At 73.0% G+C, this 23,547-nt stretch carries 23 protein-coding genes; 4 read left to right on the forward strand and 19 right to left on the reverse strand.

Annotation, left to right across the window (positions count from 1 at the left end):
- Window positions 1-193: 193 nt before the first annotated feature.
- The 9 genes from OG556_RS06380 to OG556_RS06420 form a co-directional block, all read right to left on the reverse strand.
- Window positions 194-451 (reverse strand): hypothetical protein, encoded by a 258-nt coding sequence (locus tag OG556_RS06380; protein ID WP_159398377.1) that lies wholly within the window; start codon window positions 449-451, stop codon window positions 194-196.
- Window positions 452-558: 107 nt separating this feature from the next.
- Window positions 559-1,995 carry an argininosuccinate lyase gene (gene argH, locus OG556_RS06385; RefSeq protein ID WP_363618200.1) on the reverse strand — a complete coding sequence of 479 codons (1,437 nt, stop codon included), beginning with the start codon at window positions 1,993-1,995 and terminating at the stop codon, window positions 559-561.
- Between the two features lie 45 nt (window positions 1,996-2,040).
- The gene (locus OG556_RS06390) at window positions 2,041-3,234 is read right to left on the reverse strand and encodes an argininosuccinate synthase (protein ID WP_371516247.1); all 1,194 of its coding nucleotides are present in this window, start codon (window positions 3,232-3,234) and stop codon (window positions 2,041-2,043) included.
- Window positions 3,235-3,415: 181 nt separating this feature from the next.
- Window positions 3,416-3,964, reverse strand: coding sequence for an arginine repressor (locus tag OG556_RS06395; RefSeq protein ID WP_063346843.1), 549 nt, complete (start codon window positions 3,962-3,964; stop codon window positions 3,416-3,418).
- 23 nt (window positions 3,965-3,987) lie between these two features.
- Window positions 3,988-5,193, reverse strand: coding sequence for an acetylornithine transaminase (locus tag OG556_RS06400; protein ID WP_371516248.1), 1,206 nt, complete (start codon window positions 5,191-5,193; stop codon window positions 3,988-3,990).
- Window positions 5,190-6,065 carry an acetylglutamate kinase gene (argB, locus tag OG556_RS06405; RefSeq protein ID WP_063350977.1) on the reverse strand — a complete coding sequence of 292 codons (876 nt, stop codon included), beginning with the start codon at window positions 6,063-6,065 and terminating at the stop codon, window positions 5,190-5,192. Before argB ends, OG556_RS06400 begins: the two co-directional genes overlap by 4 nt.
- Before the next feature lie 143 nt (window positions 6,066-6,208).
- Window positions 6,209-7,363 carry a bifunctional glutamate N-acetyltransferase/amino-acid acetyltransferase ArgJ gene (argJ, locus tag OG556_RS06410; protein ID WP_371522591.1) on the reverse strand — a complete coding sequence of 385 codons (1,155 nt, stop codon included), beginning with the start codon at window positions 7,361-7,363 and terminating at the stop codon, window positions 6,209-6,211.
- Between the two features lie 14 nt (window positions 7,364-7,377).
- Window positions 7,378-8,406 carry an N-acetyl-gamma-glutamyl-phosphate reductase gene (argC, locus tag OG556_RS06415; RefSeq protein WP_371516249.1) on the reverse strand — a complete coding sequence of 343 codons (1,029 nt, stop codon included), beginning with the start codon at window positions 8,404-8,406 and terminating at the stop codon, window positions 7,378-7,380.
- A 162-nt stretch (window positions 8,407-8,568) separates the two neighbouring features.
- On the reverse strand, window positions 8,569-9,771 hold the full coding sequence (locus OG556_RS06420; RefSeq protein WP_371516250.1) for a methyltransferase: 1,203 nt from the start codon (window positions 9,769-9,771) through the stop codon (window positions 8,569-8,571).
- A gap of 82 nt (window positions 9,772-9,853) precedes the next feature.
- Between OG556_RS06420 and OG556_RS06425 the strand changes: the two genes are divergently transcribed.
- Window positions 9,854-10,279: a VOC family protein gene (locus OG556_RS06425; protein ID WP_371516251.1), complete on the forward strand. Its 426-nt coding sequence runs from the start codon at window positions 9,854-9,856 to the stop codon at window positions 10,277-10,279.
- A gap of 63 nt (window positions 10,280-10,342) precedes the next feature.
- Window positions 10,343-10,717, forward strand: coding sequence for an RNA-binding S4 domain-containing protein (locus tag OG556_RS06430; protein WP_371516252.1), 375 nt, complete (start codon window positions 10,343-10,345; stop codon window positions 10,715-10,717).
- Window positions 10,718-10,748: 31 nt separating this feature from the next.
- Here the strand turns inward: OG556_RS06430 and OG556_RS06435 are convergent, their stop codons facing one another.
- Window positions 10,749-11,255: an FBP domain-containing protein gene (locus OG556_RS06435; RefSeq protein WP_371516253.1), complete on the reverse strand. Its 507-nt coding sequence runs from the start codon at window positions 11,253-11,255 to the stop codon at window positions 10,749-10,751.
- 165 nt (window positions 11,256-11,420) lie between these two features.
- Window positions 11,421-12,305 carry an SAM-dependent methyltransferase gene (locus OG556_RS06440; RefSeq protein WP_371516254.1) on the reverse strand — a complete coding sequence of 295 codons (885 nt, stop codon included), beginning with the start codon at window positions 12,303-12,305 and terminating at the stop codon, window positions 11,421-11,423.
- Window positions 12,306-12,582: 277 nt separating this feature from the next.
- Between OG556_RS06440 and OG556_RS06445 the strand changes: the two genes are divergently transcribed.
- Window positions 12,583-13,545, forward strand: a complete 963-nt coding sequence (locus tag OG556_RS06445; RefSeq protein WP_371516255.1) for a polysaccharide deacetylase family protein — start codon at window positions 12,583-12,585, stop codon at window positions 13,543-13,545.
- 44 nt (window positions 13,546-13,589) lie between these two features.
- Here OG556_RS06445 and OG556_RS06450 read toward each other — a convergent pair whose 3' ends face one another.
- Window positions 13,590-14,408 (reverse strand): SDR family NAD(P)-dependent oxidoreductase, encoded by an 819-nt coding sequence (locus tag OG556_RS06450; RefSeq protein ID WP_371516256.1) that lies wholly within the window; start codon window positions 14,406-14,408, stop codon window positions 13,590-13,592.
- Window positions 14,409-14,691: 283 nt separating this feature from the next.
- On the opposite strand from OG556_RS06450, the gene OG556_RS06455 reads away from it, so the two are divergent.
- A complete protein-coding gene (locus OG556_RS06455; RefSeq protein WP_363583810.1) occupies window positions 14,692-15,561 on the forward strand; it encodes a 3-hydroxybutyryl-CoA dehydrogenase in 870 nt (289 codons plus the stop codon).
- Window positions 15,562-15,630: 69 nt separating this feature from the next.
- Here the strand turns inward: OG556_RS06455 and OG556_RS06460 are convergent, their stop codons facing one another.
- The 7 genes from OG556_RS06460 to rpmI form a co-directional block, all read right to left on the reverse strand.
- Window positions 15,631-16,470, reverse strand: coding sequence for a chitosanase (locus OG556_RS06460; RefSeq protein ID WP_350877928.1), 840 nt, complete (start codon window positions 16,468-16,470; stop codon window positions 15,631-15,633).
- 207 nt (window positions 16,471-16,677) lie between these two features.
- On the reverse strand, window positions 16,678-19,179 hold the full coding sequence (gene pheT, locus OG556_RS06465; protein WP_371516257.1) for a phenylalanine--tRNA ligase subunit beta: 2,502 nt from the start codon (window positions 19,177-19,179) through the stop codon (window positions 16,678-16,680).
- Entirely contained in the window at window positions 19,179-20,300 is a 1,122-nt protein-coding gene (gene pheS / locus OG556_RS06470; RefSeq protein WP_363372880.1) for a phenylalanine--tRNA ligase subunit alpha, read from the reverse strand. Before pheS ends, pheT begins: the two co-directional genes overlap by 1 nt.
- 258 nt (window positions 20,301-20,558) lie before the next feature.
- Window positions 20,559-21,662, reverse strand: coding sequence for an ATP-binding protein (locus OG556_RS06475; RefSeq protein ID WP_063346858.1), 1,104 nt, complete (start codon window positions 21,660-21,662; stop codon window positions 20,559-20,561).
- A gap of 110 nt (window positions 21,663-21,772) precedes the next feature.
- Window positions 21,773-22,639: an RNA methyltransferase gene (locus OG556_RS06480; protein ID WP_350877932.1), complete on the reverse strand. Its 867-nt coding sequence runs from the start codon at window positions 22,637-22,639 to the stop codon at window positions 21,773-21,775.
- 123 nt (window positions 22,640-22,762) lie between these two features.
- Window positions 22,763-23,158 (reverse strand): 50S ribosomal protein L20, encoded by a 396-nt coding sequence (rplT, locus tag OG556_RS06485; protein ID WP_030055649.1) that lies wholly within the window; start codon window positions 23,156-23,158, stop codon window positions 22,763-22,765.
- 109 nt (window positions 23,159-23,267) lie between these two features.
- Entirely contained in the window at window positions 23,268-23,462 is a 195-nt protein-coding gene (gene rpmI / locus OG556_RS06490) for a 50S ribosomal protein L35 (RefSeq protein WP_030055648.1), read from the reverse strand.
- Window positions 23,463-23,547 lie beyond the last annotated feature (85 nt).

Here is a 23,547-nt window from a genome sequence, read left to right on the forward strand (position 1 = left end):
GGCGGCGACGGCCCGACGTGGCGAGGGTCACCCGGGGGCGGAGGCCGATGGCGGCGGCCGACGACGGCGGCCGACGACGGCGGCCGGACGTGCGGAACGTCACCCGGGCGGAGCCTCCTCCGGGGTGATCTGCATGCGGAGCGTCACCGGCCTCTCACGAGAACCGCGCACGGGTGCCGCTGACGGGCACCGCTCACGGGTACCGCTCGGCGTGCAGGAGGATCCGCAGGCAGGCGAGGCACCGGGAGCGGGTGGGCCCGATCGAGCCGCGCGGCATGCCGAGGCGTTCGGAGAGCTCCCGGTAGGTCGGCGGCGGGTCCTCGGCGAGGGCCGCGACCAGCTCGGGGCAGCGGCCCGGCAGGCCGGCCACGGTCTCGCGGACCACGCGGCGGCGGCGTTCGGCGAGGAAGACGTCCTCGGCGGAGGGGACGGGCGGAAGGGTTGTGCACACACCGTGCATGACGGGCCGAGGCGGGCCGGGTTACGCCCGACCGGGGGTGCGGACGCCGAAGGGGCGCGACGGTCGGACCGTCACGCCCCTCCCCCGCAGACCGGTGGTCAGCCCTGGATCCACTCCTGCTGCCGCGCCAGGTCCGCCTTCACCTCGGCGAGCTGGACCGCCACCGCCGACGGCGCGGTGCCGCCGCGCCCGTTGCGCGAGGCGATGGCGCCGTGCACGCTGAGCACCGACCGGACCTCGGGCGTCAGGTGCACCGAGATCGCCGCGAACTGCTCGTCCGTCAGGTCGGACAGCTCGATGCCCTCGGCCTCGCAGACCTTGACGCAGGCGCCGGCCACCTCGTGCGCGACCCGGAACGGCACGCCCTGCTTGACCAGCCACTCGGCGATGTCGGTGGCGAGCGAGAAGCCCGCCGGGGCCAGCTCCTCCAGCCGCTCCCGGTGCACGGTGAGGGTGGCCATCATCCCGGTGAACGCGGGCAGCAGCACCTCCAGCGTGTCGCAGGAGTCGAACACCGGCTCCTTGTCCTCCTGGAGGTCCCGGTTGTAGGCGAGCGGCAGGGCCTTGAGGGTGGCCAGCAGGCCGGTCAGGTTGCCGATCAGCCGGCCGGACTTGCCCCGGGCGAGCTCGGCGATGTCCGGGTTCTTCTTCTGCGGCATGATCGAGGAACCGGTGGAGAAGGCGTCGTGCAGCGTGATGAAGCCGAACTCCTTGGTGTTCCAGATGATCACCTCCTCCGCGATCCGGGAGAGGTTGATGCCGATCATCGCGGTCACGAACGCGAACTCGGCGACGAAGTCGCGCGAGGCCGTGCCGTCGATGGAGTTGCCGACCGAGCCGCCCTCGAAGCCGAGGTCGGCGGCGACGGCCTGCGGGTCGAGGCCGAGCGAGGAGCCGGCCAGCGCCCCGGAGCCGTACGGGGAGACGGCGGTGCGGGCGTCCCACTGGCGCAGCCGCTCGGCGTCCCGGCCGAGGGCCTGCACGTGCGCGAGGACGTGGTGGGCGAAGAGGACGGGCTGCGCGTGCTGGAGGTGGGTGCGGCCCGGCATCGCCGTGTCCGGGTGCGCCTCGGCGAGGCCGACCAGGGCGTGCTGGAGGTCGAGCACCAGGGCGCCGATGGTCCTGGCGTGGTCCCGCAGGTACATCCGGAACAGGGTGGCGATCTGGTCGTTGCGCGAGCGCCCGGCCCGCAGCTTGCCGCCGAGGTCGGCGCCGAGGCGCTCCAGCAGGCCGCGCTCCAGGGCGGTGTGCACGTCCTCGTCGGCGACCGTCCCGGTGAAGGTGCCCGCCTGGACGTCGGCGAGCAGCTGGTCGAGGCCGGCCAGCATCGCGGCGAGCTCGTCGTCGGAGAGCAGGCCGGCCTTGTGCAGGACCCGGGCGTGGGCCTTGGAGCCGGCGATGTCGTACGGCGCGAGGCGCCAGTCGAAGTGGACCGAGGCGGAGAGCCTGGCCAGCGCCTCGGACGGGCCGTCGGCGAAGCGCGCGCCCCAGAGGCGGACGTCGGCGGTCTGGTCGGCGTGCTGGTCGGCGGACATCGCGTGGGCTCCTGACGGGGAAGGGGGTTGGGGACGGGGAGGGGATCAGGCGAGGTCGCGGCGGGCGGCGAGCTTCGAGGACATCCCGAAGATCTCGATGAAGCCCTTGGACATCGACTGGTCGAAGGTGTCGCCGGTGTCGTAGGTGGCGAGGTTGAAGTCGTACAGCGACTGGTCGGACTTGCGGCCGTTGACCACGGCCCGGCCGCCGTGCAGGACCATCCGGATCTCGCCGGAGACGTGCTGGTTGGCCTCGTTCACGAAGCCGTCCAGCGCGCGCTTGAGCGGGGAGAACCAGAAGCCGTCGTAGACGAGTTCGGCCCAGCGCTGCTCCACCTGCCGCTTGTAGCGGGCGAGTTCGCGCTCGACGGTGACGTTCTCCAGGGCCTGGTGGGCGGTGATCAGGGCGATCGCGCCGGGGGCCTCGTAGATCTCCCGGGACTTGATGCCGACCAGCCGGTCCTCGACCATGTCCAGCCGGCCGACACCCTGGGCGCCGGCCCGCTTGTTCAGCTCCTCGATGGCCTGGAGGACGGTGACCTTGCGGCCGTCGACGGCCACCGGGACGCCGGCGTCGAAGGTGATGACCACCTCGTCGGCCTCGCGCGGGGCGGCCGGGTCCTGGGTGTAGTCGTAGACGTCCTCGATCGGGGCGTTCCAGATGTCCTCCAGGAAGCCGGTCTCGACGGCCCGGCCGAAGACGTTCTGGTCGATCGAGTACGGGGACTTCTTGGTGGTGGCGATCGGCAGGCCCTTGGCCTCGGCGAAGGCGATCGCCTTGTCCCGGGTCATCGCGTAGTCGCGCACCGGGGCGATGCACTTCAGGCCGGGGGCCAGGGAGTTGATGCCGACCTCGAACCGGACCTGGTCGTTGCCCTTGCCGGTGCAGCCGTGCGCGACGGTGGTGGCGCCGTGCTTGCGGGCGGCGGCGGCCAGGTGCTTGACGATGACCGGCCGGGACAGCGCGGAGACCAGCGGGTACTCGCCCTGGTAGAGCGCGTTGGCCTTGATCGCCGGGAGGCAGTACTCGTCGGCGAACTCGTCGCGGGCGTCCGCGACCTCGGCCTCGACGGCGCCGCAGTCCAGCGCGCGCCGGCGGATCGCCTCCAGGTCCTCGCCGCCCTGGCCGACGTCGACGGCGACGGCGATGACCTCGGCGCCCGTCTCCTCGGCGATCCAGCCGATGCAGACGGAGGTGTCCAGTCCGCCCGAGTAGGCGAGTACGACGCGCTCGGCCACGGCTTTCTCCTAACAGCTCTACGTACAGGGTTTCCGTACAGGTTTACGGCGACAGGCATAAGTATGCACCAGTCCGTATGAAACACAAAACCCCGGCCGGGGAAGTCTCCACCGGTCGGGGTTTCGTGTCGTGGCGCGTCGTTGCTCGTCGTGGCGCGTCGGGATCTCGCGTCGTCGCGCGCTACTGGGCCTTCGCCTGGGCGAGTTGCATGAGGTGGTCGGCGAGCGCCTGGCCGCCCGCCGGGTCCCGGCTGATCAGCAGGACGGTGTCGTCGCCGGCGATGGTGCCGATGATCTCGAACACCTCCGCCTGGTCGATCGCCGAGGCGAGGAACTGCGCGGCCCCCGGGGGGGTGCGCAGCACCACCAGGTTGCCGGAGGCCGTCGCCGAGACCATCAGCTCGCCGGCCAGCCGGGCCATCCGGCCCTCGCTGGCCGACTCCCCCATCGGCGCGCGCGGCGTGCGGTCGCCGCCCTCCGCCGGGACGGCGTAGATCAGCGCGCCGTCCCGGTTGCGGATCTTGACCGCGCCCAGCTCGTCCAGGTCCCGGGAGAGCGTCGCCTGGGTGACCACGAGTCCGTCGTCGGCGAGCAGCTTGGCGAGCTGGCTCTGCGAGCGCACGGGCTGGCGGGTGAGCAGGTCCACGATCCGCCGGTGCCGCGCGGTGCGGGTCTGCGGCACCTGCGGCGACGGGCCTGCGGCGGACGGGCCGGAGTGGGAAACGGTCATGTGGTCATTCTCCCGGACAACGGTCAGCTCGCATCGGCCGGGGCGCTCTCGCGCACCGCCCGCAGGACGCCCGGCAGAGCGGCGAGGAAGGCGTCCGCCTCCTGCTCGGTCAACACCAGCGGCGGGGCCAGCCGGACGGCGTCCGGGACGGCCGCGTTGACCAGGAAGCCCGCCTCCTGCGCGGCGGCCTGCACCCGCACTGACACCGGCTCGGTGAGCACGATGCCGAGCAGCAGTCCGGCGCCGCGCACGTGCGAGACCAGCGGGTCGCCGATCGCCTCGACGCCCTGGCGCAGCCGCTCGCCCAGCTTGCGGACGTGCTCCAGCAGGCCCTCGGACTCGATGGTGTCCAGCACCGCGAGCCCGGCCGCCGCGGCCACCGGGTTGCCGCCGAAGGTGGTGCCGTGCTGGCCCGGGGTGAGCAGGTCGGCGGCCTCGCCGAAGGCCAGCACCGCGCCCATCGGCAGCCCGCCGCCGAGCGCCTTGGCGAGGGTGACGACGTCCGGCTCGACGCCCTCGAAGGCCTGGTGGGCGTACCAGTACCCGGTGCGGCCGACGCCGGTCTGGATCTCGTCCAGGACCAGCAGGGTGCCCGTGGCCCGGGTGATCTCGCGGGCCGCCCTCAGGTAGCCCTCGGGCAGCGGGACGGCGCCGTTCTCGCCCTGGACCGGCTCCAGGAAGACCGCCGCGGTCTCGGTGGTGACGGCCGCGCGCAGCGCCTCGACGTCGCCGAACGGGACGTGCGTGACGTCGCCGGGCAGCGGGCGGAACGGCTCCTGCTTGGCCGGCTGGCCGGTGAGCGCGAGGGCGCCCATCGTCCGGCCGTGGAAGGCGCCCTGGAGGGCGACCAGGTGGGTGCGGCCGGTCCGGCGGCTGATCTTGAACGCGGTCTCGTTGGCCTCGGCGCCGGAGTTGCAGAAGAACACCCGGCCGCCCTCCCTGCCGTCCAGCCGCAGCAGCCGCTCGGCGAGGGCGATGGTCGGCTCGGCCATGAAGAGGTTGGAGACGTGGCCCAGGGTGGCGATCTGCCGGCTGACCGCCTCGACGACCGCCGGGTGGGCGGTGCCGAGGGCGTTGACGGCGATGCCGCCGAGCAGGTCGGTGTACTCCTTGCCGTCGGCGTCCCAGAGCTTGGCGCCCGCACCGCGCACCAGCGCGATCCGCGGGGTGCCGTAGTTGTCGGTGAAGGCGTGCTGCCACCGGCCGGTCAGTTGCTCGTTCGCGGTCATGCCAGTCCCCCGGTCACGGTCTGTTCGTCGTCCGGCACGACCATCGTGCCGATGCCCTCGTCGGTGAAGATCTCCAGCAGCAGGCTGTGCTGCACCCGGCCGTCCAGGACGCGGGCGGTGCCCACCCCGGAGCGGACGGCGCGCAGGCAGCCCTCCATCTTGGGGAGCATGCCGCTGGCCAGGCTCGGCAGCAGCTCCTCCAGCTCGCTCGCGGCGAGTTGGCTGATCACGTCGTCGGAGTTCGGCCAGTCCGCGTAGAGGCCCTCGACGTCGGTCAGGACCACCAGCATCTCGGCGCCCAGCGAGACCGCCAGGGCGGCCGCGGCGGTGTCGGCGTTGATGTTGTAGACGTGGCCGTCGGCGCCGCGCGCGATCGAGGAGATGACCGGGATCCGGCCGTCGGCGATCAGCGCCTTCACCGCGCCGGCCTCGATGTTGACGATGTCGCCGACCAGGCCGATGTCGACCTGCTCGCCGTCCACCACCGCGTACCGCTTGACCGCCGTCATGGTGTGCGCGTCCTCGCCGGTCATGCCGACCGCGAACGGGCCGTGCTCGTTGAGCAGGCCGACGAGCTCGCGCTGCACCTGGCCGGCCAGCACCATCCGGACCACGTCCATGGTCTCGGGGGTGGTGACCCGCAGGCCGTTGGTGAAGCTGGACTCCAGGCCGAGCCGCTCCAGCTGGGCGCTGATCTGCGGGCCGCCGCCGTGCACCACGACGGGGTGCAGGCCGGCGTAGCGGAGGAAGACGACGTCCTGGGCGAAGGCCGACTTGAGGCTCTCGTCCACCATGGCGTTGCCGCCGAACTTGATCACGACGGTCTTGCCGTGGAAGCGCTCCAGCCACGGCAGCGCCTCGATCAGCGTCATCGCCTTGGGCAACGCGGTGTTGTTGCGGGCCTGTTCGCCCTTGGGTGCGATCTTCACGGGTGTCCCTCGTCCGAACGGGTGTCGCGCATCGGGTGTCGCGGGTCAGGTGTCGCGCATCGGTGGCGCGCGTCACCTGTCGGGCATCAGGTCGAGTAGGCGCTGTTCTCGTGGACGTAGTCGGCGGTGAGGTCGTTGGTCCACAACGAGGCGCTCGCCGTACCGGCGTTGAGGTTCGCGGTGATGACGACCTCGCGGCCGGCCATGTCCACCAGGGTGCGGTCCTCGCCGACGCTGCCGTCCTTGCAGACCCAGACGCCGTTGATGGCCACGTCCAGCCGGTCCGGGTCGAAGGCGGCGTCGGTGGTGCCGATCGCGGCCAGCACCCGGCCCCAGTTGGGGTCCTCGCCGTGGATCGCGCACTTGAGCAGGTTGTTGCGGCTGATCGTCCGGGCGACGTCGACGGCCTCCTGCTCGGTGGCGGCGCCGGTGACGTCGATCCGGATGTCCTTGCTGGCGCCCTCGGCGTCGGCGATCAACTGGCGGGCCAGGTCGGCGCTGACGGTGCGGACCGCCTCGGCGAACTCGGCCGCGTCCGGGACGACGCCGGAGGCGGCCGAGGCCAGCAGCAGCACGGTGTCGTTGGTGGACATGCAGCCGTCGGAGTCGATCCGGTCGAAGGTGGTGCGGGTGGCGCCGCGCAGCGCGGTGTCCAGGGCGGCGGCGTCCAGGTCGGCGTCGGTGGTGATCACGACCAGCATGGTGGCCAGGCTCGGGGCGAGCATGCCCGCGCCCTTGGCCATGCCGCCGACCGTCCAGCCCGACGGGCTGGTGACCTGGGCGGTCTTGTGCACGGTGTCGGTGGTCTTGATGGCGATCGCGGCGGCCTCGCCGCCGGTCGCGCTCAGCTCCCGGGCGGCCAGCGCGACGCCGGGCAGCAGGACGTCCATCGGGAGGCGCTCGCCGATCAGGCCGGTGGAGGCGACGGCGACCTCGCCGGCGTTGAGCTCCAGCTCCTCGGCGACCTTCTCCGCGGTGGCGTGGGTGTCCTGGAAGCCGAGCGGGCCGGTGCAGGCGTTGGCGCCGCCGGAGTTGAGGACCACGGCGGACACCTGGCCGCCCTTGAGGACCTGCTCGGACCAGACGACCGGCGCGGCCTTGACGCGGTTGGCGGTGAAGACGCCGGCGGCGGCGAGCGCGGGGCCGTCGTTGACCACCAGGGCGAGGTCCGGGGTGCCGGAGGCCTTGATGCCCGCGGTCACGCCGGCGGCCCGGAAGCCCTTGGCTGCCGTCACGCCCACGTTCGTACTGTTGCTCACGGTGCGACTCCGTTCACGGGAAGGCCCAGCTCCTCGGGCAGGCCCAGGGCGATGTTCATGCTCTGCACCGCGCCGCCCGCGGTGCCCTTCACGAGGTTGTCGATCGCGCTGATCGCGATGATCCGCCCGGCGGTGGCGTCCAGCGCGACCTGGACGAGGGCGGTGTTGGCGCCGTAGACGCTGCTGGTCTGCGGCCACTGCCCCTCGGGCAGCAGGTGGACGAACGGCTCGTCCGCGAACGCCTCGGCGTAGGCGGCGCGCAGGCTCTCGGCGGTCACGCCGGGGCGCGCCTTGGCGGAGCAGGTGGCGAGGATGCCGCGCGGCATCGGGACGAGGGTCGGCGTGAAGGAGACGGTGACGGGCTCGCCCGCGACCGGGGTGAGGTTCTGCACCATCTCCGGGGTGTGCCGGTGCACGCCGCCGACGCCGTACGGGCTGACGTTGCCCATGACCTCGCTGCCCAGCAGGTGGGTCTTGGCGGCCTTGCCCGCACCGGAGGTGCCGGAGGCGGCGACCACGACGGCCTCCGGCTCGGCGAGTCCGGCCGCGTACGCCGGGAACAGCGCCAGGGACACGGCCGTCGGGTAGCAGCCGGGCACGGCGATCCGGTTGCTGCCCTTCAACGCGGCCCGGTGGCCGGGGAGTTCGGGCAGGCCGTAGGGCCAGGTGCCGGCGTGCGCGGAGCCGTAGAACTGCTCCCAGTCGGTGGCGGCGCGGAGCCGGAAGTCGGCGCCGCAGTCGACCACCAGGACGTCGTCGCCGAGCGCCTCGGCGACGGCGGCGGACTGGCCGTGCGGCAGCGCCAGGAAGACCACGTCGTGGCCGGCCAGCACCTCGGGGGTGGTGGGTTCGAGGACGCGGTCGGCGAGCGGGATCAGGTGCGGCTGGAGCACGCCCAGCCGGGTGCCCGCGTTCGAGCCGCCGGTCAGCGCCCCGATCTCCACCTCCGGGTGGCCGAGCAGCAGACGCAGCACCTCGCCGCCCGCGTATCCGCTCGCGCCGGCGACGGCGACTCGCAATGCCATGGCGTTCCTCCTTTGTTGTGGCATGAATATACGCAGCACGGAACATTCATGCAAGAAGCTGCGGTCAGGACCCCGAAGAACGCCCGAAAACCGCCCTGCGTCCGCCCGGCCGGGCCGCCACCGGCTCGCGACCGAACCGCCACCGACCGGGCGGACGCCGGACTACCGCTTGACCGCGCGCAGCACCACGAACTTGGGGTTGCCCGCCACCAGCTGGCAGTTCCCGAAGAGCCGCCGCAGCTTGACGTGGTAGCCGAGATGGCGGTTGCCGACCACCCACAGCTCCCCGCCCGGCCGCAGCGCCCGCCGGGAACCGGTGAACATCCGCCAAGCGGTGGCGTCCGTGGTGGCCTGGTGCGAGTGGAACGGCGGGTTGTTCAGGACGAGGTCCACCGAGCCCGGGGGCGCCACCTCCGGCGCCAGCGCGTCGGCGGTCAGGAACTCCGCCCGGGCGTCCGGGCCCAGATTGGCGCGGAAGGTCTCCTCGGCCGAGGCCACCGCCTGGTGGGACTCGTCGACGAACACCAGCTCCGCACCCGGCCCGGCCAGCGCGGCGGCCGTGCCGACCACGCCGTTGCCGCAGCCCAGGTCGACCACCCGGGCCCCGGGCGCCGGGGTCGGCAGGTGGCCGAGGAAGAAGCGGGTGCCGATGTCGAGGCGCTCGGCGCAGAACGTGCCGGCGTGGTTGACCACCGTGCGCCCGGAGACCGCCCCGACGTCCGGCGGCAGCGCGTAGCGGTGCGGCCACGGGCTGGGGCCGGGGTCCAGCGCCGGATCCGGGGTGCAGAAGATCAGCCGGGCCTTGCGGGCGGCGAGCGAGGTGCGGGTCGGGCCGAGGATCCGCTCGAAGAGCTGGAGCGTGGAGGTGTGGATCTCGGCGACCATGCCGGTGCCGACCACCACCGTGCCCGGGTGGACGGCCGGGGCCAGCCGGTGCAGCTGGTCCTCCAGCAGGGCCAGGCTCTTGGGGACGCGCACCAGCAGGACGTCGATCCGCTCCGGCGGGGCGTCCCGGGTGGTCAGCAGCCGGGCCGGGTCGACGGTGGCGCCGGCCCGCGCCAGGTTGGCCAGGGTGGCCTGCCGGCCGAGGTGGGAGTCGACGATCTGCACCGGATCGTGGGCGGCCAGCGCGGTGGTCAACGCGCCCCAGCGGTCGCCCAGGACGACGATCCGGCGGCCGGCCAGGTCGGTCGCGGTGCCGGCGGCGCTGTCCGCCTCGCCCGCGAGGTGGCGCAGCAGGTACTCGTCGGCCGCGTCCCAGGCCCGCAGCCGCTCACGCGGGTCCTCGGGGAAGCGGGTGAGGTCGAAGGCGCCCCACGGCGTGCTGAACTGGGTCGCCGCGGCGGGCGTGATCTCGGGATTCATCGTGTTCTCAGGCTATCCGACGGCCCGACGGGGAACCGTTTCGACGGATACTGGAAGAGCCCGGCCGAGAGGGGTGAGGGCGATGGACTGGAAGCTCGAAGTCGTGGTGGTCCCGGTGTCGGACGTGGACCGCGCGAAGCTGTTCTACGAGGAGCGGGTCGGCTTCACGGTCGACCACGACACCCGGTTGCGCGACGGGGTCCGGGTCGTCCAGCTGACTCCCCCGGGCTCGACGTGCTCCATCGTGGTGGGCGCCGGGGTCATCGGGGCGCCGCCCGGATCCGTGAAGGGACTCCAGCTGGTGGTGCCGAACATCGACAAGGCGCATGCCGAACTCGCGGCCCGGGGCGTCGAGGTCAGCCCGGTCCAGCACTTCGAGGCGGGCAGCCGGGTGGACGGGCACGGCGAGGCCTGGAACTCCTTCGTGTTCTTCAACGACCCGGACGGCAACGGCTGGGCGGTCCAGGAGGCCCCGCAGGCGGCCCGCAGGGTGCCGGAGGCGGCGTAGCGGGCGCCGACCGGCCCGGGTCCGAACCCGGGCCGGTCCGGGCGGCTTGGGTAGGCTCCAGGGATGGCTGAACACGAGGGAAGCGTGCGGGTGGACAGCTGGATCTGGTCGGTCCGGCTCACCAAGACGCGGGCGCTGGCGGCGGCCGCCTGTCGGGCCGGGCACGTGCGGGTGAACGGCGAACGGGTCAAGCCGGCCCAGGCGCTGCGCCCCGGGGACGAGGTGCGGGTCCGCGAGGAGGGCTACGAGCGGGTCGTCGTGGTGCAGAAGCTCATCCGCAAGCGGGTCGGCGCGACGGTGGCGGCGGACTGCCTGATCGACAACAGCCCGCCGCGGCCGCCGCGCGAACTCGTCGCAGCGGCCGGCGAGCGGGATCGGGGCGCCGGGCGCCCGACCAAGCGGGAGCGGCGCGACCTCGACCAGCTGCGCGGGCACTGATCCCGCCGGCCCGCGCTGTCGGCGACTCCCGTCAGTGCGCGGTGTCGGCGAGCACCTTGGCGAGGAAGGCCGCCAGGTTCCCCACCGTCCGGTCGATCTGCCGCTCCAGCGGCAGCGACTCGTCGGGCCTGGTCACCAGGGCGGACTTCTTCAGCCCGCGCACGTACAGCGAGCAGGCGAGGTCGGCGCAGATGTACGTGCCGACGGTGTTGCCCTCCCGCCCGGCCGCCCCGGCCCGGCGGGCGGCGAGCAGCGCGACGCCGGAGCCCGCGTGCGCGGTGATGCACAGCGAGCAGACATTGGTCTTGGTGAGGCTGCGGCGGACCGTCGGCACCCGCAGCGTCACGCCGACCGGCTCGCCGCCGTACGGCGCCACCAGGTAGGCCCGGTCGGGCGCGCCCTGGTCCCGCCAGCCGAGGAAGTCCAGGTTCTCCCAGGGCAGTTCCGCCATGCCCCGGGGGAGGTTGAGCCGACGGGCCTCGCCCTTGGAGCAGTTGACGAAGGACGCGCGGATCTCGTTCTCGCTCAGGGGTTCCATGGCGCGGAAGCTAACACCGGCCCGCCCGCGCTGTCGTGCCAATTTCTCCCGGTACGCACCGGGGAGGGTGACGGGCTGTCAGTGGCCGGGCCTAGGGTTCGTGGTGTGCGAGGCCGGTCCCGGCGTAGGAGGGAGGCGCCGGGGCCGACGCCTCGTGAACCGGGGCTACGGCTTGAACGCGACGCCCGCGTAGGCGGAGACGTCCTGCCAGCCTTCGGGGAGTTCGGTGCTGGGGACGTGACCGGGGGTGGGGCGCCAGAGCGGGAGTTGGACCAGGCCGGGGCCGGCGAACTCGAAGTCGCCGAAGAAGGGTTCGACGCCGGCGCGCGGGCGCAGCACCAGGGGGGCGCTGGCGCTGCGGTAGATGCGGGTGCCTTCGGCTGCGCTCTCCCGGGAGGCGAAGTCGGGGCTGCCGTGGGAGAGGATCAGCGCGCTGCCGGGGGCGAGCGCGTCGCGCAGGGTGCGGACGATCTGCTGGGCGCCGTCCTCGTCGCGGATGAAGTGCAGCACGGCGACGAGCATCAGCGCGACCGGCCGGGACAGGTCGACGGCGGCGAGCAGGCCCGGGTGGCCGAGGATGGCGGCCGGGTCGCGCAGGTCGGCCTCGATGACCGAGGTGTGTCCGGCGGGGTGGCCGGCCAGCAGGGCGCGGGCGTGGGTGGCGACGATCGGGTCGTTGTCGACGTACACCACCCGGACGTCCGGGGCGACCCGCTGGGCGACCTCGCTGGTGGAGCCGACGGCCGGGATGCCGGTGCCGATGTCGACGAACTGGCGGATGCCCCGGCCGGCGGCGAACTCCACCGCGTCGCCGAGGAACTGCCGGTTGGTGCGGGCCAGCAGCGGCAGCGCGGGGTAGGCCGCTATGGCGGCCTGGGCGGCCTTGCGGTCGGCCTCGAAGTTGTCCTTGCCGCCCAGGTAGTAGTCGTACATCCGGGCGGTGTGCGGGACGCCGGTGTCGAGCTCGCTCGGCGGCTGCCAGTCGTCCGCTCTGGCCCAGTCCCAGTCGGTGCCGGTGGCCTCGCCGACGGTCGCGCTGTCCTCGTGCATCCTGTTCCGCCCCCCTCTGCCGTGCTCACTGCCGGTCGATGGCACCGCCTCGGCGGCCGGCGGGCCCGCCCGGTACCACGGGGGTCACCCCGCGTCCGGCCCGGCCACCCTCCCGTGGCGTGCGGTGCGCCGTGATCGTATCCGACGACACGCCGGTGAAACACCGGCAGTTCAGGTTTACGCAACGCCCGGACGGTGGTGTGTGTGCACGTCAATGGCGGTACCGGGCCGCTCCTCGGATCGCCGTGGGTGGCCGCCGTCTCTATGCTGACTGCCGATGACTGCCGACCGCCGCACCGTACTGCGCACCGCCGTCCAGCTGGCCGCCCTGACCGCCGCCAGCGGGTTCCTCAGCGCGTGTGCCTCCGGCGCCCCGCGCCGGGCCGACGCCGGGGTGCTCGCCGTGCACCCGGGCACCCTCGACCCGCAGCACACCACCGACCCGGCCTGGAACGGCGGCGAGGGCCCGGCCTCCCCCGTGCCGTCCGCCCCGCCGGAGCCGCAGCCCACCGGGACCACCGACCCGAGCGGCGGTACCGACCCGGCCACCGGCGCGGAGCCGGCCGCCGGGGCCGCGACGCCCCCGCCGACACCGCCGACGCCTCCGACCCCGCCGGTGCTGCCGCCGCTCGCCGCCGGCACCCCGGTCGAGGTGGTGAACGGGCCGCGCACCAGCAAGTTCGTGGCGCTGACCTGCCACGGCAGCGGCGATCCGAAGCAGGCCACCGCGCTGCTGGAGGCCGCCGAGCAGCGCGGCATCAAGCTGACCGTGATGGCGGTCGGCAGCTGGCTCGACCAGCAGCCGCAGATGGCCCGCCGGATCCTGGACGCCGGCCACGAGTTGGGCAACCACACCCAGAACCACCTCGACCTCTCGACGATGACGGCCGCCCAGGTGCACGACGAGATCGCCCAGTGCGCCGAACGGCTGCAGCGGCTCACCGGCTCGATCGGCCGCTGGTTCCGCCCGTCCGCCGCCCAGTACGCCACCCGGACGGTGCGCGAGCAGGCGAAGGCGGTCGGCTACGAGCACGTGCTGTCCTTCGACGTCGACCCGCGCGACTACAACGACCCGTCGGCCGCCGAGTTGCAGCGCCGGGTGCTGAAGTCGGTGCGCGGCGGTTCGGTGGTCGCCCTGCACATGGGCCACCAGTGCACGGTGGACGCGCTGCCGGGCATCCTGGACGGCCTCGCCAAGGCGGGCCTGAAGCCGGTGACCGCCAGTCAGCTGTGCGCCTGACCGCTCTGCGGACCAGGGAGGAGCACGCCGGCCGAGGGGCCCGTTCAGCCCATCGGGTCGTCCGCCTTGTACGGGCGCATCCGCAGCGTCCGGGCGTCCGCCGCGCGGATCTCCGCGGCCCGGTTGACCAGCTCCTCCAGGTCGTCCCGCCCGGCGTGGATGAACCGGCCGTGCAGGCCGTCGAAGCGGCCCCGGGCGGCGTCCACGGTGACCGCGACCATGTACGGGATGGAGCCCCAGGTCGTCGTGTCCTTGAACATCGGCATCGCGGCGGTCATGTCGGTCTCGACCGCGCCGGGGCTGATGTCGAGGATGACGATGCCGTGGCGGGCCAGTGAGTCCGCCATGTTGTCGGAGAGCTGGAGCAGCGCGCCCTTGGAGGTGGCGTACGCGGTGTAGTCGCCGTCCGGGCGCAGGGCGAAGCCGGAGTTGAGGTTGACCACCCGGCCGCGCTCCCGGGACACCATGCCGGGCAGGACGCAGCGCAGCAGGTTGTAGGGGCCGCGCAGGTTGGTCTCGATCACCTGCCACCACTGGTTGGCGTCGGTCTCCCAGAGCGGCACCTCGGCGCGGTCGACCAGGCCGGCGTTGTTGATCAGCAGGTCGATCGGGCCGAGGTCGCGTTCGACGACCCGGACGGCCTCGCGGACGGCGCCGGCACGGGTGACGTCGGCGGTGACGGCGACGCCGCGGGAGCCGTGCCGGGCGCACTCCTTGAGGGTGTCGGTCAGCGTCCCGTGGGTGCGGCCGACCAGGCCGACGGCCATGCCCTCGGCGGCCAGGCCGATGGCGATCTCCCGGCCGATTCCCCGGCCCGCGCCGGTGATCAGGGCGACCTGTCCTGCGAGCGATCCCGTCGGCACCGTGTGCTCCCTTCCCGTCCCCGGCCCCCGTCTGCGGCATTCTTCCGGCCGCCGCACGGGCGCGGCCCCGGGCGCACGGGCGGCGGGCCCGGCCTCACCCGTTCGGACGACGTCTCGCACTGGCACCCGGCCGGGGAGGGGGTGACCTACTGGCCGGTACGGAGTAGTAACGTCGTCGGGACGGTGACCGGTGCACCCATTCCGGCACACCGGCCCGTTGACCAGCAGCTCGCTGGGCCACCAGTTCGCTGGGCGACCCCCAGCACCACCGAAGGGCAACTGAGTGAGTGACATCGCGCGCGTCGGAGTGATCGGCTGCGGCCTGATGGGGTCGGGCATCGCGGAGGTCTTCGCCCGGGCCGGGCTGGACGTCCTGGTGGCGGAGGCCAGCGGCGAGGCGCTGGAGTTCGGCCGCACCCGGCTGACCAACTCCCTGGACACGGCGGTCAAGCGCGGCAAGCTGAGCCCGGAGCTGCGGGACGAGGCGCTGGCCCGGCTGACCTTCACCGTGGACCTGTCCGACTTCGCCGACCGCGACCTGGTGGTCGAGGCGGTCGCCGAGCGCGAGGACATCAAGGTCAAGATCTTCCAGACCCTGGACCAGGTGGTCGAGCGCCGGGACGCGATCCTCGCCTCCAACACCTCGTCGATCCCGATCGTGAAGCTGGCCGCCGCCACCTCCCGCCCCGAGCAGGTGATCGGCCTGCACTTCTTCAACCCGGCGCCGGTGCAGAAGCTGGTCGAGGTCATCCCGACGCTGACCACCTCGGCGGTAACCACCGAGCGGGTCGAGGCCTTCGCCTCCCAGGAGCTCGGCAAGGAGCCGATCCGCGCCCGCGACCGGGCCGGCTTCGTGGTCAACGCGCTGCTGGTGCCCTACCTGCTGTCCGCGGTGCGGATGTTCGAGTCGGGCGTGGCCACCGCCTCCGACATCGACAAGGGCATGGAGGCCGGCTGCGCCCACCCGATGGGCCCGCTGCGGCTGTGCGACCTGATCGGCCTGGACACCATCGTCTCGATCGCCGAGTCGATGTACGACGAGTACAAGGAGCCGCTGTACGCCGCTCCCCCGCTGCTCTCCCGGATGGTCGACGCGGGCCTGCTGGGCCGCAAGTCCGGCCGCGGCTTCTACGACTACACCGCGAGCGCCTGAGCACCGGCCGGTGGACGGCGGCGGGGCCCGGGAGCGAGGTGCTGCTCCCGGGCCCCGCTCGGCGTTCCGTCAGCTGTTGATGGCGTAACTGTCGCCGTAGACCTTCCACTTGAGCGGCGGGTTGAGGTCGAAGTTCTTCGCGTTGAGGAAGACCGACTGCTCGGTGTCGACCCGGCTGGTGTCGGAGTGGGCCTGCTCCTTCTTCATGACCACCTTGCGGGCGTCCAGGAAGGCCTTGAGGTAGGTGGCCTCGTCGCCGCCCTGGGCGGGGGTCTTGGCCTTCTTCAGGGCGGCGGCGCGGATGCCGCCGAAGCTGTCCGAGCTGTTGCCGGGCCCGTGCATGACGATGGCGTCGTAGTAGGCGAACTGGCCGAGCGCGCGCAGGCCGTCGGACTTGGCCTGGTTGACGGCGGGGTTGAAGTACACCCGGTCGCGCTCGTCGTTCTGGGCCTGCTGGAAGACCGTGTCCTTGGCGGCGGCGGCCCAGTCGTTGACGAACGGGGTGCCGAGGCCGGTGTGCGAGGCGCTGCCGTTGACCTTCTTCAGGGCCGGCAGGTACTTGGCGAGGACGTTGCCCGGCTTGAGGTCGGTGTAGTGCTGGACGAGGTCCAGCATGTCGCCGGTGCCGGAACAGAAGCCGATGATGCCGGCGGTGTAGCCGCGCCCGTCGCCGATGTCCTCGATGTACTTGTACTGGGCCTTCCAGTCCAGCGAGGAGTTCTCCGCGCTGGACACCAGCTGCATCGCGATGTCCTTCTTGTGCGGGTCGTCCAGCCCGACTCCCTTGAGCTGGACGGACGTCGCGGACGTCGGCGCGGCGGTGGCGGCGCCGGCCGCGACCGTGAGGGGCGCGGCCACCAGGGCGGCGGCGAGGGCGATGCGGAGGGCACGGTGGTGCTGGGGACGCATACGATGCTCCGTTTCCTCGGGGGGTTAGGAAACTTTCCTAACGAGAATTAAGGCCCTCCTTCCCCGTCCCCGCAAGGGTTTTGACAAACTCTCTTCAAGACTCTTCAAAGACGCAGGTCAGACCGCAGGCCCAGGGGCGGGCTCCGGACAACGCGAAGGGCCCCGTCCGGACCGAGGTCCGGACGGGGCCCTTCGGGCCTGGCGGGATCAGGCGCCGCGCAGCACCGCGCCGGTGCGGGCGACGGCCTCGGCGACGGCCGCCTCGCGGGCGGCGGTCGCCTCGTCGGCGGTCAGCGTGCGGTCCGCGGCGCGGAAGCGCAGCGCGTACGCCAGCGACTTGCGGCCCTCGCCGACCTGCTCGCCGGTGAAGACGTCGAACAGCCGGATGGCCTCCAGCAGTTCGCCCGCGCCGGAGCGCAGCGCGGCCTCCACGTCGGCGGCCGGCACGGCGGCGTCGACGATCAGCGCGACGTCCTGGGTGGCCACCGGGAAGCCGGAGACCGCAGGGCCGTTGACCTTCTCGGCGCCGTCCGCGGTGAGCAGGTCGACGTCGATCTCCATCGCGCTGGTGCGGGCCGGCAGACCGAGCGCCTTGACGACGCGCGGGTGCAGCTCACCGGCGTGGCCGACCACCCGGTCGGTGCCGGTGACGACCAGCTCGGCGCAGCGGCCCGGGTGCCACGGCGCCCGCTGCCCCTGCCGGACGGTCAGCTCGACGCCGGCCGCGCGGGCCACCGTACGGGCCGCCTCGACGGCGTCCGCCCAGGACGCCCCGGCGCCCTGGCCCCACCAGCCGGACGGCAGCCGCTCGCCCGCGAGGGCGACGGCGATCCGGCGCGGCTGGTCCGGCAGCGCGGCGTCCAGCGCGGCCAGCTCCTCCGCGCTGGGCCGGCGGTCGACGGCCGGGCGCGGGGCCACGGACAGCTCGTCCCTGGGCAGGAAGACGGTGCCGGTCTCGTAGATCGCCAGGTCGGTGTTGCCGCGGCCGATGTTGCGCCGCAGCGAGCCGAGCAGGCCCGGCAGCAGCGTGGTGCGCAGCGCCGGCTCCTCGTCGTTGAGCGGGTTGACCAGCTTGACGGTGCGCCGACGCCGGTCGTCCGGCTCCAGGCCGAGCGCCTCGAAGGCGCTCTCGCCGAGGAACGGGTAGTTGTTGACCTCGACGTAGCCGGCCCCGGCCAGCGCGACGCCGATCCGGCGGTGGACGCGCTGGGCCTCGGTCAGGCCCTTGCCCGGGGGCACGTTGGGCATCCGGGCGGGGACGTTGTCGTAGCCCTCCAGCCGGATGACCTCCTCCGCGAGGTCGTACGGGTCGGTGAGGTCGGGGCGCCAGGTCGGCGGGGTGACCTCCAGGACGTCGGCGCCGGCGACCGAGCAGCCGATCTCCTGCAGGCGCCGGGTCACGGTCTCGCGGCCGTACACGGTGCCGGCGACCCGGTCGGGCAGGTCGGCGGAGATGGTGATGGTGCGCACCGGGTGCGGGGCGGCGATGTCGGTGACCCCGGCCTCGGCGGTGCCGCCGGCGATCAGGACCAGCAGGTCGACGGCGCGCTGGGCGGCGGCGCGGGCGGCCTCCGGGTCGACGCCGCGCTCGAAGCGCTTGGACGCCTCGGAGGGCAGCTTGTGCCGCTTGGCGGCGCGGGCGATGGCGACCGGCTCGAAGTGCGCCGCCTCGATGATCACCTCGGTGGTGCCCGGGCCGGCGGCCGGGTCGAGGATCTCGGTGGAGGCACCGCCCATGACGCCGGCCAGGCCGATCGGGCCGCTGTTGTCGCAGATCAGCAGGTCCTCGGCGGAGAGCTTGCGCTGCACGCCGTCGAGGGTGGTGAGGCTCTCGCCCTGCTCCGCCCGGCGGACCGTGATCGGGCCGCTCACGCGCTGCTTGTCGTAGGCGTGCAGCGGCTGGCCGACCTCCAGCATCACGTAGTTGGTGATGTCGACGGTCAGCGAGATCGGGCGGATGCCGGCCTTCTGGAGGCGGCGCTGCAGCCAGATCGGGGACTTGGCGGTCGGGTCGATGCCGACGACCGTGCGGGCCACGAAGCGGTCGCAGCCGGCCGGGTCGTTGACCTTGACCAGGTAGCCGAAGGAGTTGGCCGGCGGCACGTCGAGCAGCGCCGGGTCGGCCAGCGGCAGCCCGTACGCGGCGGCGGCCTCGCGGGCGACGCCGCGCAGCGACAGGCAGTAGCCGCGGTCCGGGGTGACGGCGATGTCCAGCACCTCGTCGACCAGCTGGAGCAGCTCGATCGCGTCGGTGCCGGGCTCGAACTCCGGCGGGAGCACGATGATGCCGTCGTGGTCGTCGCCCATGCCGAGCTCGCGGGCCGAGCAGATCATGCCGGCCGAGGTGCGGCCGTAGGTCTGGCGGGCCGCGATCGGGAAGGGACCGGGCAGCACGGCGCCCGGGAGCACCACGACGACCTTGTCGCCGACGGCGAAGTTGCTGGCGCCGCAGACGATCTCCTGCGGCTCGCCGGTGCCGTTGGCGTCGCCGACGTTGACGAGGCAGTGCCGGATCGGCTTCTTGAAGCCGGTCAGCTGCTCGATGGAGAGCACCTCGCCGACCACCAGCGGGCCCTTGAGGTCGCCGCCGAGCTGCTCGACGGTCTCGACCTCCAGGCCGGCCCGGACCAGGCGCTCCGCCACGTCACGGCCGGTCTCGCCGGCCGGCAGGTCGACGTACTCACGCAGCCAGGAAAGCGGGACGCGCATCAGATCTCCATCCCGAACGGGAGGGTGAAGCGCACGTCACCCTCGACCATGTCGCGCATGTCGGCGACGTTGTGACGATTCATCAGGATCCGCTCCAGGCCCAGGCCGAAGGCGAACCCGCTGTAGCGGTTGGGGTCGACGCCGCAGGCGACCAGCACGCGCGGGTTGACCACGCCGCAGCCGCCGAGCTCGATCCAGCCCTCGGAGGAGCAGGTCCGGCAGGGGCGGTCCGGGTTGCCGACGCTCTCGCCGCGGCACACGAAGCACTGCAGGTCGATCTCGGCGCTCGGCTCGGTGAACGGGAAGTACGAGGGGCGCCAGCGCAGCTCCAGGCCGCCGCCGATCAGCTTCTCGACCAGCACCTCGATGGTGCCCTTGAGGTCGGCGAAGGTGATGCCCTCGTCCACCGCGAGGCCCTCGACCTGGCGGAACACCGGGGTGTGCGTGGCGTCCAGCTCGTCGGTGCGGTAGACACGGCCGGGGCAGACCACGTAGACCGGGGGCTCGCGGTCGAGCAGGGTGCGGGCCTGGACCGGGGAGGTCTGGGTGCGCATCACCACGCCGGAGTCGGCGGAGCCGTCCGGGGCCTGCACGAAGAAGGTGTCCTGCATCGAGCGGGCCGGGTGGTCCGGGCCCAGGTTGAGGGCGTCGAAGTTCAGCCACTCGGCCTCGGCCTCGGGGCCCTCGGCGACCTGGTAGCCCATCGCGACGAAGGTGTCCTCGATGCGCTCGGCCAGGGTGGTCAGCGGGTGCCGGGCGCCGCGCGGGGCGCGGTCGTACGGCAGCGTGACGTCCACCGCCTCCTCGACCAGCACGCGGGCGTCGCGCTCCGCCTCCAGCTCGGCCTGCCGCTTGGCGAGGGCCTTGTTGACGGCGCCGCGGGCCTGGCCGATCAGCTTGCCGGCGGCGGCCTTGGCGTGCGGGGGCAGGGCGCCGATCTCGCGGTTGGCGAGGGAGAGCGCGGAACGGTCGCCGGTGTGGGCGACCTTGGCCTCCTTCAGCTCGTCGAGCGTGCTGGCGGCGGCGAAGGCGGCGACGGCCTCGTCCCGCGCCTGCTCCACCACCTCGGGCTTGAGGGCCTCGACCTCGACCGGGTCGTACGACTTGTTGGGTGCCGACATCTCTATCTTCCCGTGCTCCTGCTCGTCCGTGCTCAGGTAAGGGTGGCTCTCCACTGCGGTACGCCCGGTGTGGCCGGGGCACGGGCAGCCGATCTCCGCACGACGGGGAAGAGGGGTGTCCGCGGCTCAGCCGCACAGGGCGTCCCACGACGCCAAAGGTCGAGTGTAGTCGCAGCGCGTAGCGCGGCTGTCTGGAAGCCCGTCCAGCGGAACCCCGGAGCTCTTTCAGAGCATGCTCTGCTTGTCGTTCATGCTCTTTCAGAGCATGAAGTCCGGAACGCTGGCGGGCAGGATGAATCGGAACCGGGCGCCGCCGCAGGGGGCCCGGTCGACCCGGATCGAGCCGCCGTGGGCCTCCACGATGCCCTTGACGATGTACAGGCCCAGGCCGGTGCCGCCGCGCTTGGAGCCGCGCCAGAAGCGGGTGAAGACGCGCGGCATCGACTCCTCGGGGATGCCGCTTCCTTCGTCGCTCACGGTGACCGCGGTTCCTTCCACGATGCGGGGAGGGGTGCCCGAGCGCTCCCAGAGGGGCGCCTCGACGACCTCCTTGGCCGGTGCCACCTCGATCGTGACAGTTCCCTCGCCGTGGCGCACCGCGTTTTCCAGCAGGTTGGCCAGCACCTGGTCGACCTTGTCCGGGTCGGCCCACAGGACGGTCAGCGACTCGCTGATCCGGACGTCGAAGCGCTCCTCGGGGATGCCGGTGGCGACCTTGCGCTCGACGTGCCGGCGCACCGCGGCGGCCAGGTCGACGACCTGCTTGCGCAGTTCCAGCCGCCCGGCGTCGATCCGGGAGATGTCCAGCAGCTCGGCGATCAGCCGGGTGACCCGGTCGGCGTCGGCGTCCACCGTCTCCAGCATCAGCCGCTTCTGCCCGTCGGTGAACCGCTCCCACTTGGCCAGCAGCGTCGCCGTGAAGCCCTTGACGCTGGTGAGCGGCGAGCGCAGCTCGTGGGCGACGGTGGCGATCAGTTCGGCGTGGCTGCGCTCGGTGCGGCGCCGGGCCTCGGTGCCGCGCAGCGCGACCACCACCCGCTGCGGCGGCCCCAGCGGCACGTCCCGGACGTACCGGGCGGAGACCAGCACCTCGCGGCCGCCGGGCAGCAGCAGGTTGCGCTCCGGCTGGCCGGTGCGGGTGGCCAGGCCGCCGTACGGGTCGGTCAACTGCCACCAGCGGCGGCCGTCCAGGTCCTCCAGCGGGAGGACGTCCTCCAGCCCGCTACCGAGCGCGGCCTCCGGGGGCAGGCCGGTGAGCCGGGCCGCGGCCCGGTTGAAGCAGACCACCCGGCCCAGCGCATCCGCGACCACCAGGCCGTCCGGTAGGTCGTCCGGGTCGAGCTCTGGCCCGCTGCCGACCATGGGTGTCCTCCCCGATTACCCACCGTGCCGTTCCCCCCACAGAGGCAGACCCTAGCGCCTCGCAGCCCCCTGTAGTAGGCCCTCGGCCGGTGGCGCCGGGAGCGTGCGGGTCAGGCGTTCGAGCGGCAGCCGCCGGGCGAGCGCTGCGCCCGGGCCGAGGCGTACAGGCAGACGGCCGCGGCGGTGGCCAGGTTGAGGCTCTCGGCGTGCCCGTGGATCGGGACGCGCACGACCTCGTCGGCCAGCGCGCGGGTCTCCTCCGGAAGCCCCCAGGCCTCGTTGCCGAACACCCACGCGCCGGGCGCGCCCAAGGTGCCCTCGTCGAGCTCCTGGTCCAGGTCGCGCTCCCCCGCGCCGTCCGCGGCGAGCACCCGGACCCCGGCCGCGCGCAGCTGCGCGACGGCCTCCTCGACCGGCACGCCGACCGCCACCGGCAGGTGGAACAGGCTGCCGACGGAGGCCCGGACGGCCTTCGGGTTGTACAGGTCCACCGAGGCGTCGGTGAGCACCACGGCGTCCGCGCCGGCCGCGTCGGCGGTGCGCAGCACGGTGCCGGCGTTGCCGGGGTCGCGGACGTGCGCGAGCACCGCGACGAGCTTGGGGCGGGCCTTGAGCACCTCGGCGAACGGGGTGTCGATGAAGCGGCAGAGCGCCACGATGCCCTGCGGGGTCACCGTGTCGCAGATGTCGGCGATCACCTCGTCGGTGGCGGTCAGCACCGGCAGCCCCTCGGCCAGCGTCGCCTCGACGATGGCGGCGTGCCGCTCGGCGGCCTCCGGGGTCACGTACACCTCGACCACGGCGTGCTCGGCCGAGCCCGGCAGCTGGCCGAAGGCGACGGCCTCCCGGACGGCCTGCGGGCCCTCGACCAGGAAGCGGCGTTCCTTGGTGCGCTGGTTCCGCTTGGCGAGCCGGCGGGCGGCGACGACGCGCGGCGAGCGCAGGGAGGTGAGCAGGGGGGTGTCGGTGCTCGGCATGGTCTCGTTCTCTGTGGCAGGCGGCGCTGAGGATCGCGGGCGGCGCTGAAGATCCGGGGAAACGCAGAACCGGACCCGCAGGGAGCCTGCGGGTCCGGTCAGAGCTCAACTGATCTCGGAAGATCAGGCGGCGTCGGCGGCAGCCTTGGGGGCGTTCACGTCGGCCGGCAGCGCCTTCTGGGCGACCTCGACCAGCGACGCGAACGCGCCCGGGTCGTTGACGGCCAGGTCGGCCAGCATCTTGCGGTCGATCTCGACGCTGGCGGCCTTCAGGCCCTGCACGAAGCGGTTGTAGGTGATGCCGTTGGCACGGGCCGCAGCGTTGATGCGCTGGATCCACAGCTGACGGAAGTCGCCCTTGCGCTTCTTGCGGTCGTTGAAGTTGTAGACCAGCGAGTGGGTGACCTGCTCCTTGGCCTTGCGGTACAGGCGCGAGCGCTGGCCACGGTAGCCGCTGGCGCGCTCCAGGATGACCCGGCGCTTCTTGTGGGCGTTGACTGCCCGCTTGACGCGTGCCACTTGATTACTCCTTGGGTTGGACCACGGACTACTTCACGTGGTCCGTCATTCGAATGGGTCGGGAAGGATCAGCTGCCCCGCTCACGGCTCGCGCCGGGCGGGAGGGCGATCACTTGCCGAGAAGCTTCTTGATCTTCTTGGCGTCAGCGGGGGCCAGCTCGACGGTCCCGGCCAGCTTGCGGGTCAGCGTCGAGGGCTTGTGCTCCAGGAGGTGGCGGCGGCCGGCGCGCTCGCGGAGCACCTTGCCGGAGCCACTGATCTTGAAGCGCTTGCTGGCGCCACTGTGCGTCTTCTGCTTCGGCATTTCGCCGTATCTCCTCGTCGGTCCCGTCCGCGCCCGCGCGGCCTGCGCCACGCGGGCGTGAACTGGATGGATCTGTGTGACCGGG

This window comes from Kitasatospora sp. NBC_01300 (assembly GCF_041435235.1).
Lineage (GTDB): Bacteria > Actinomycetota > Actinomycetes > Streptomycetales > Streptomycetaceae > Kitasatospora.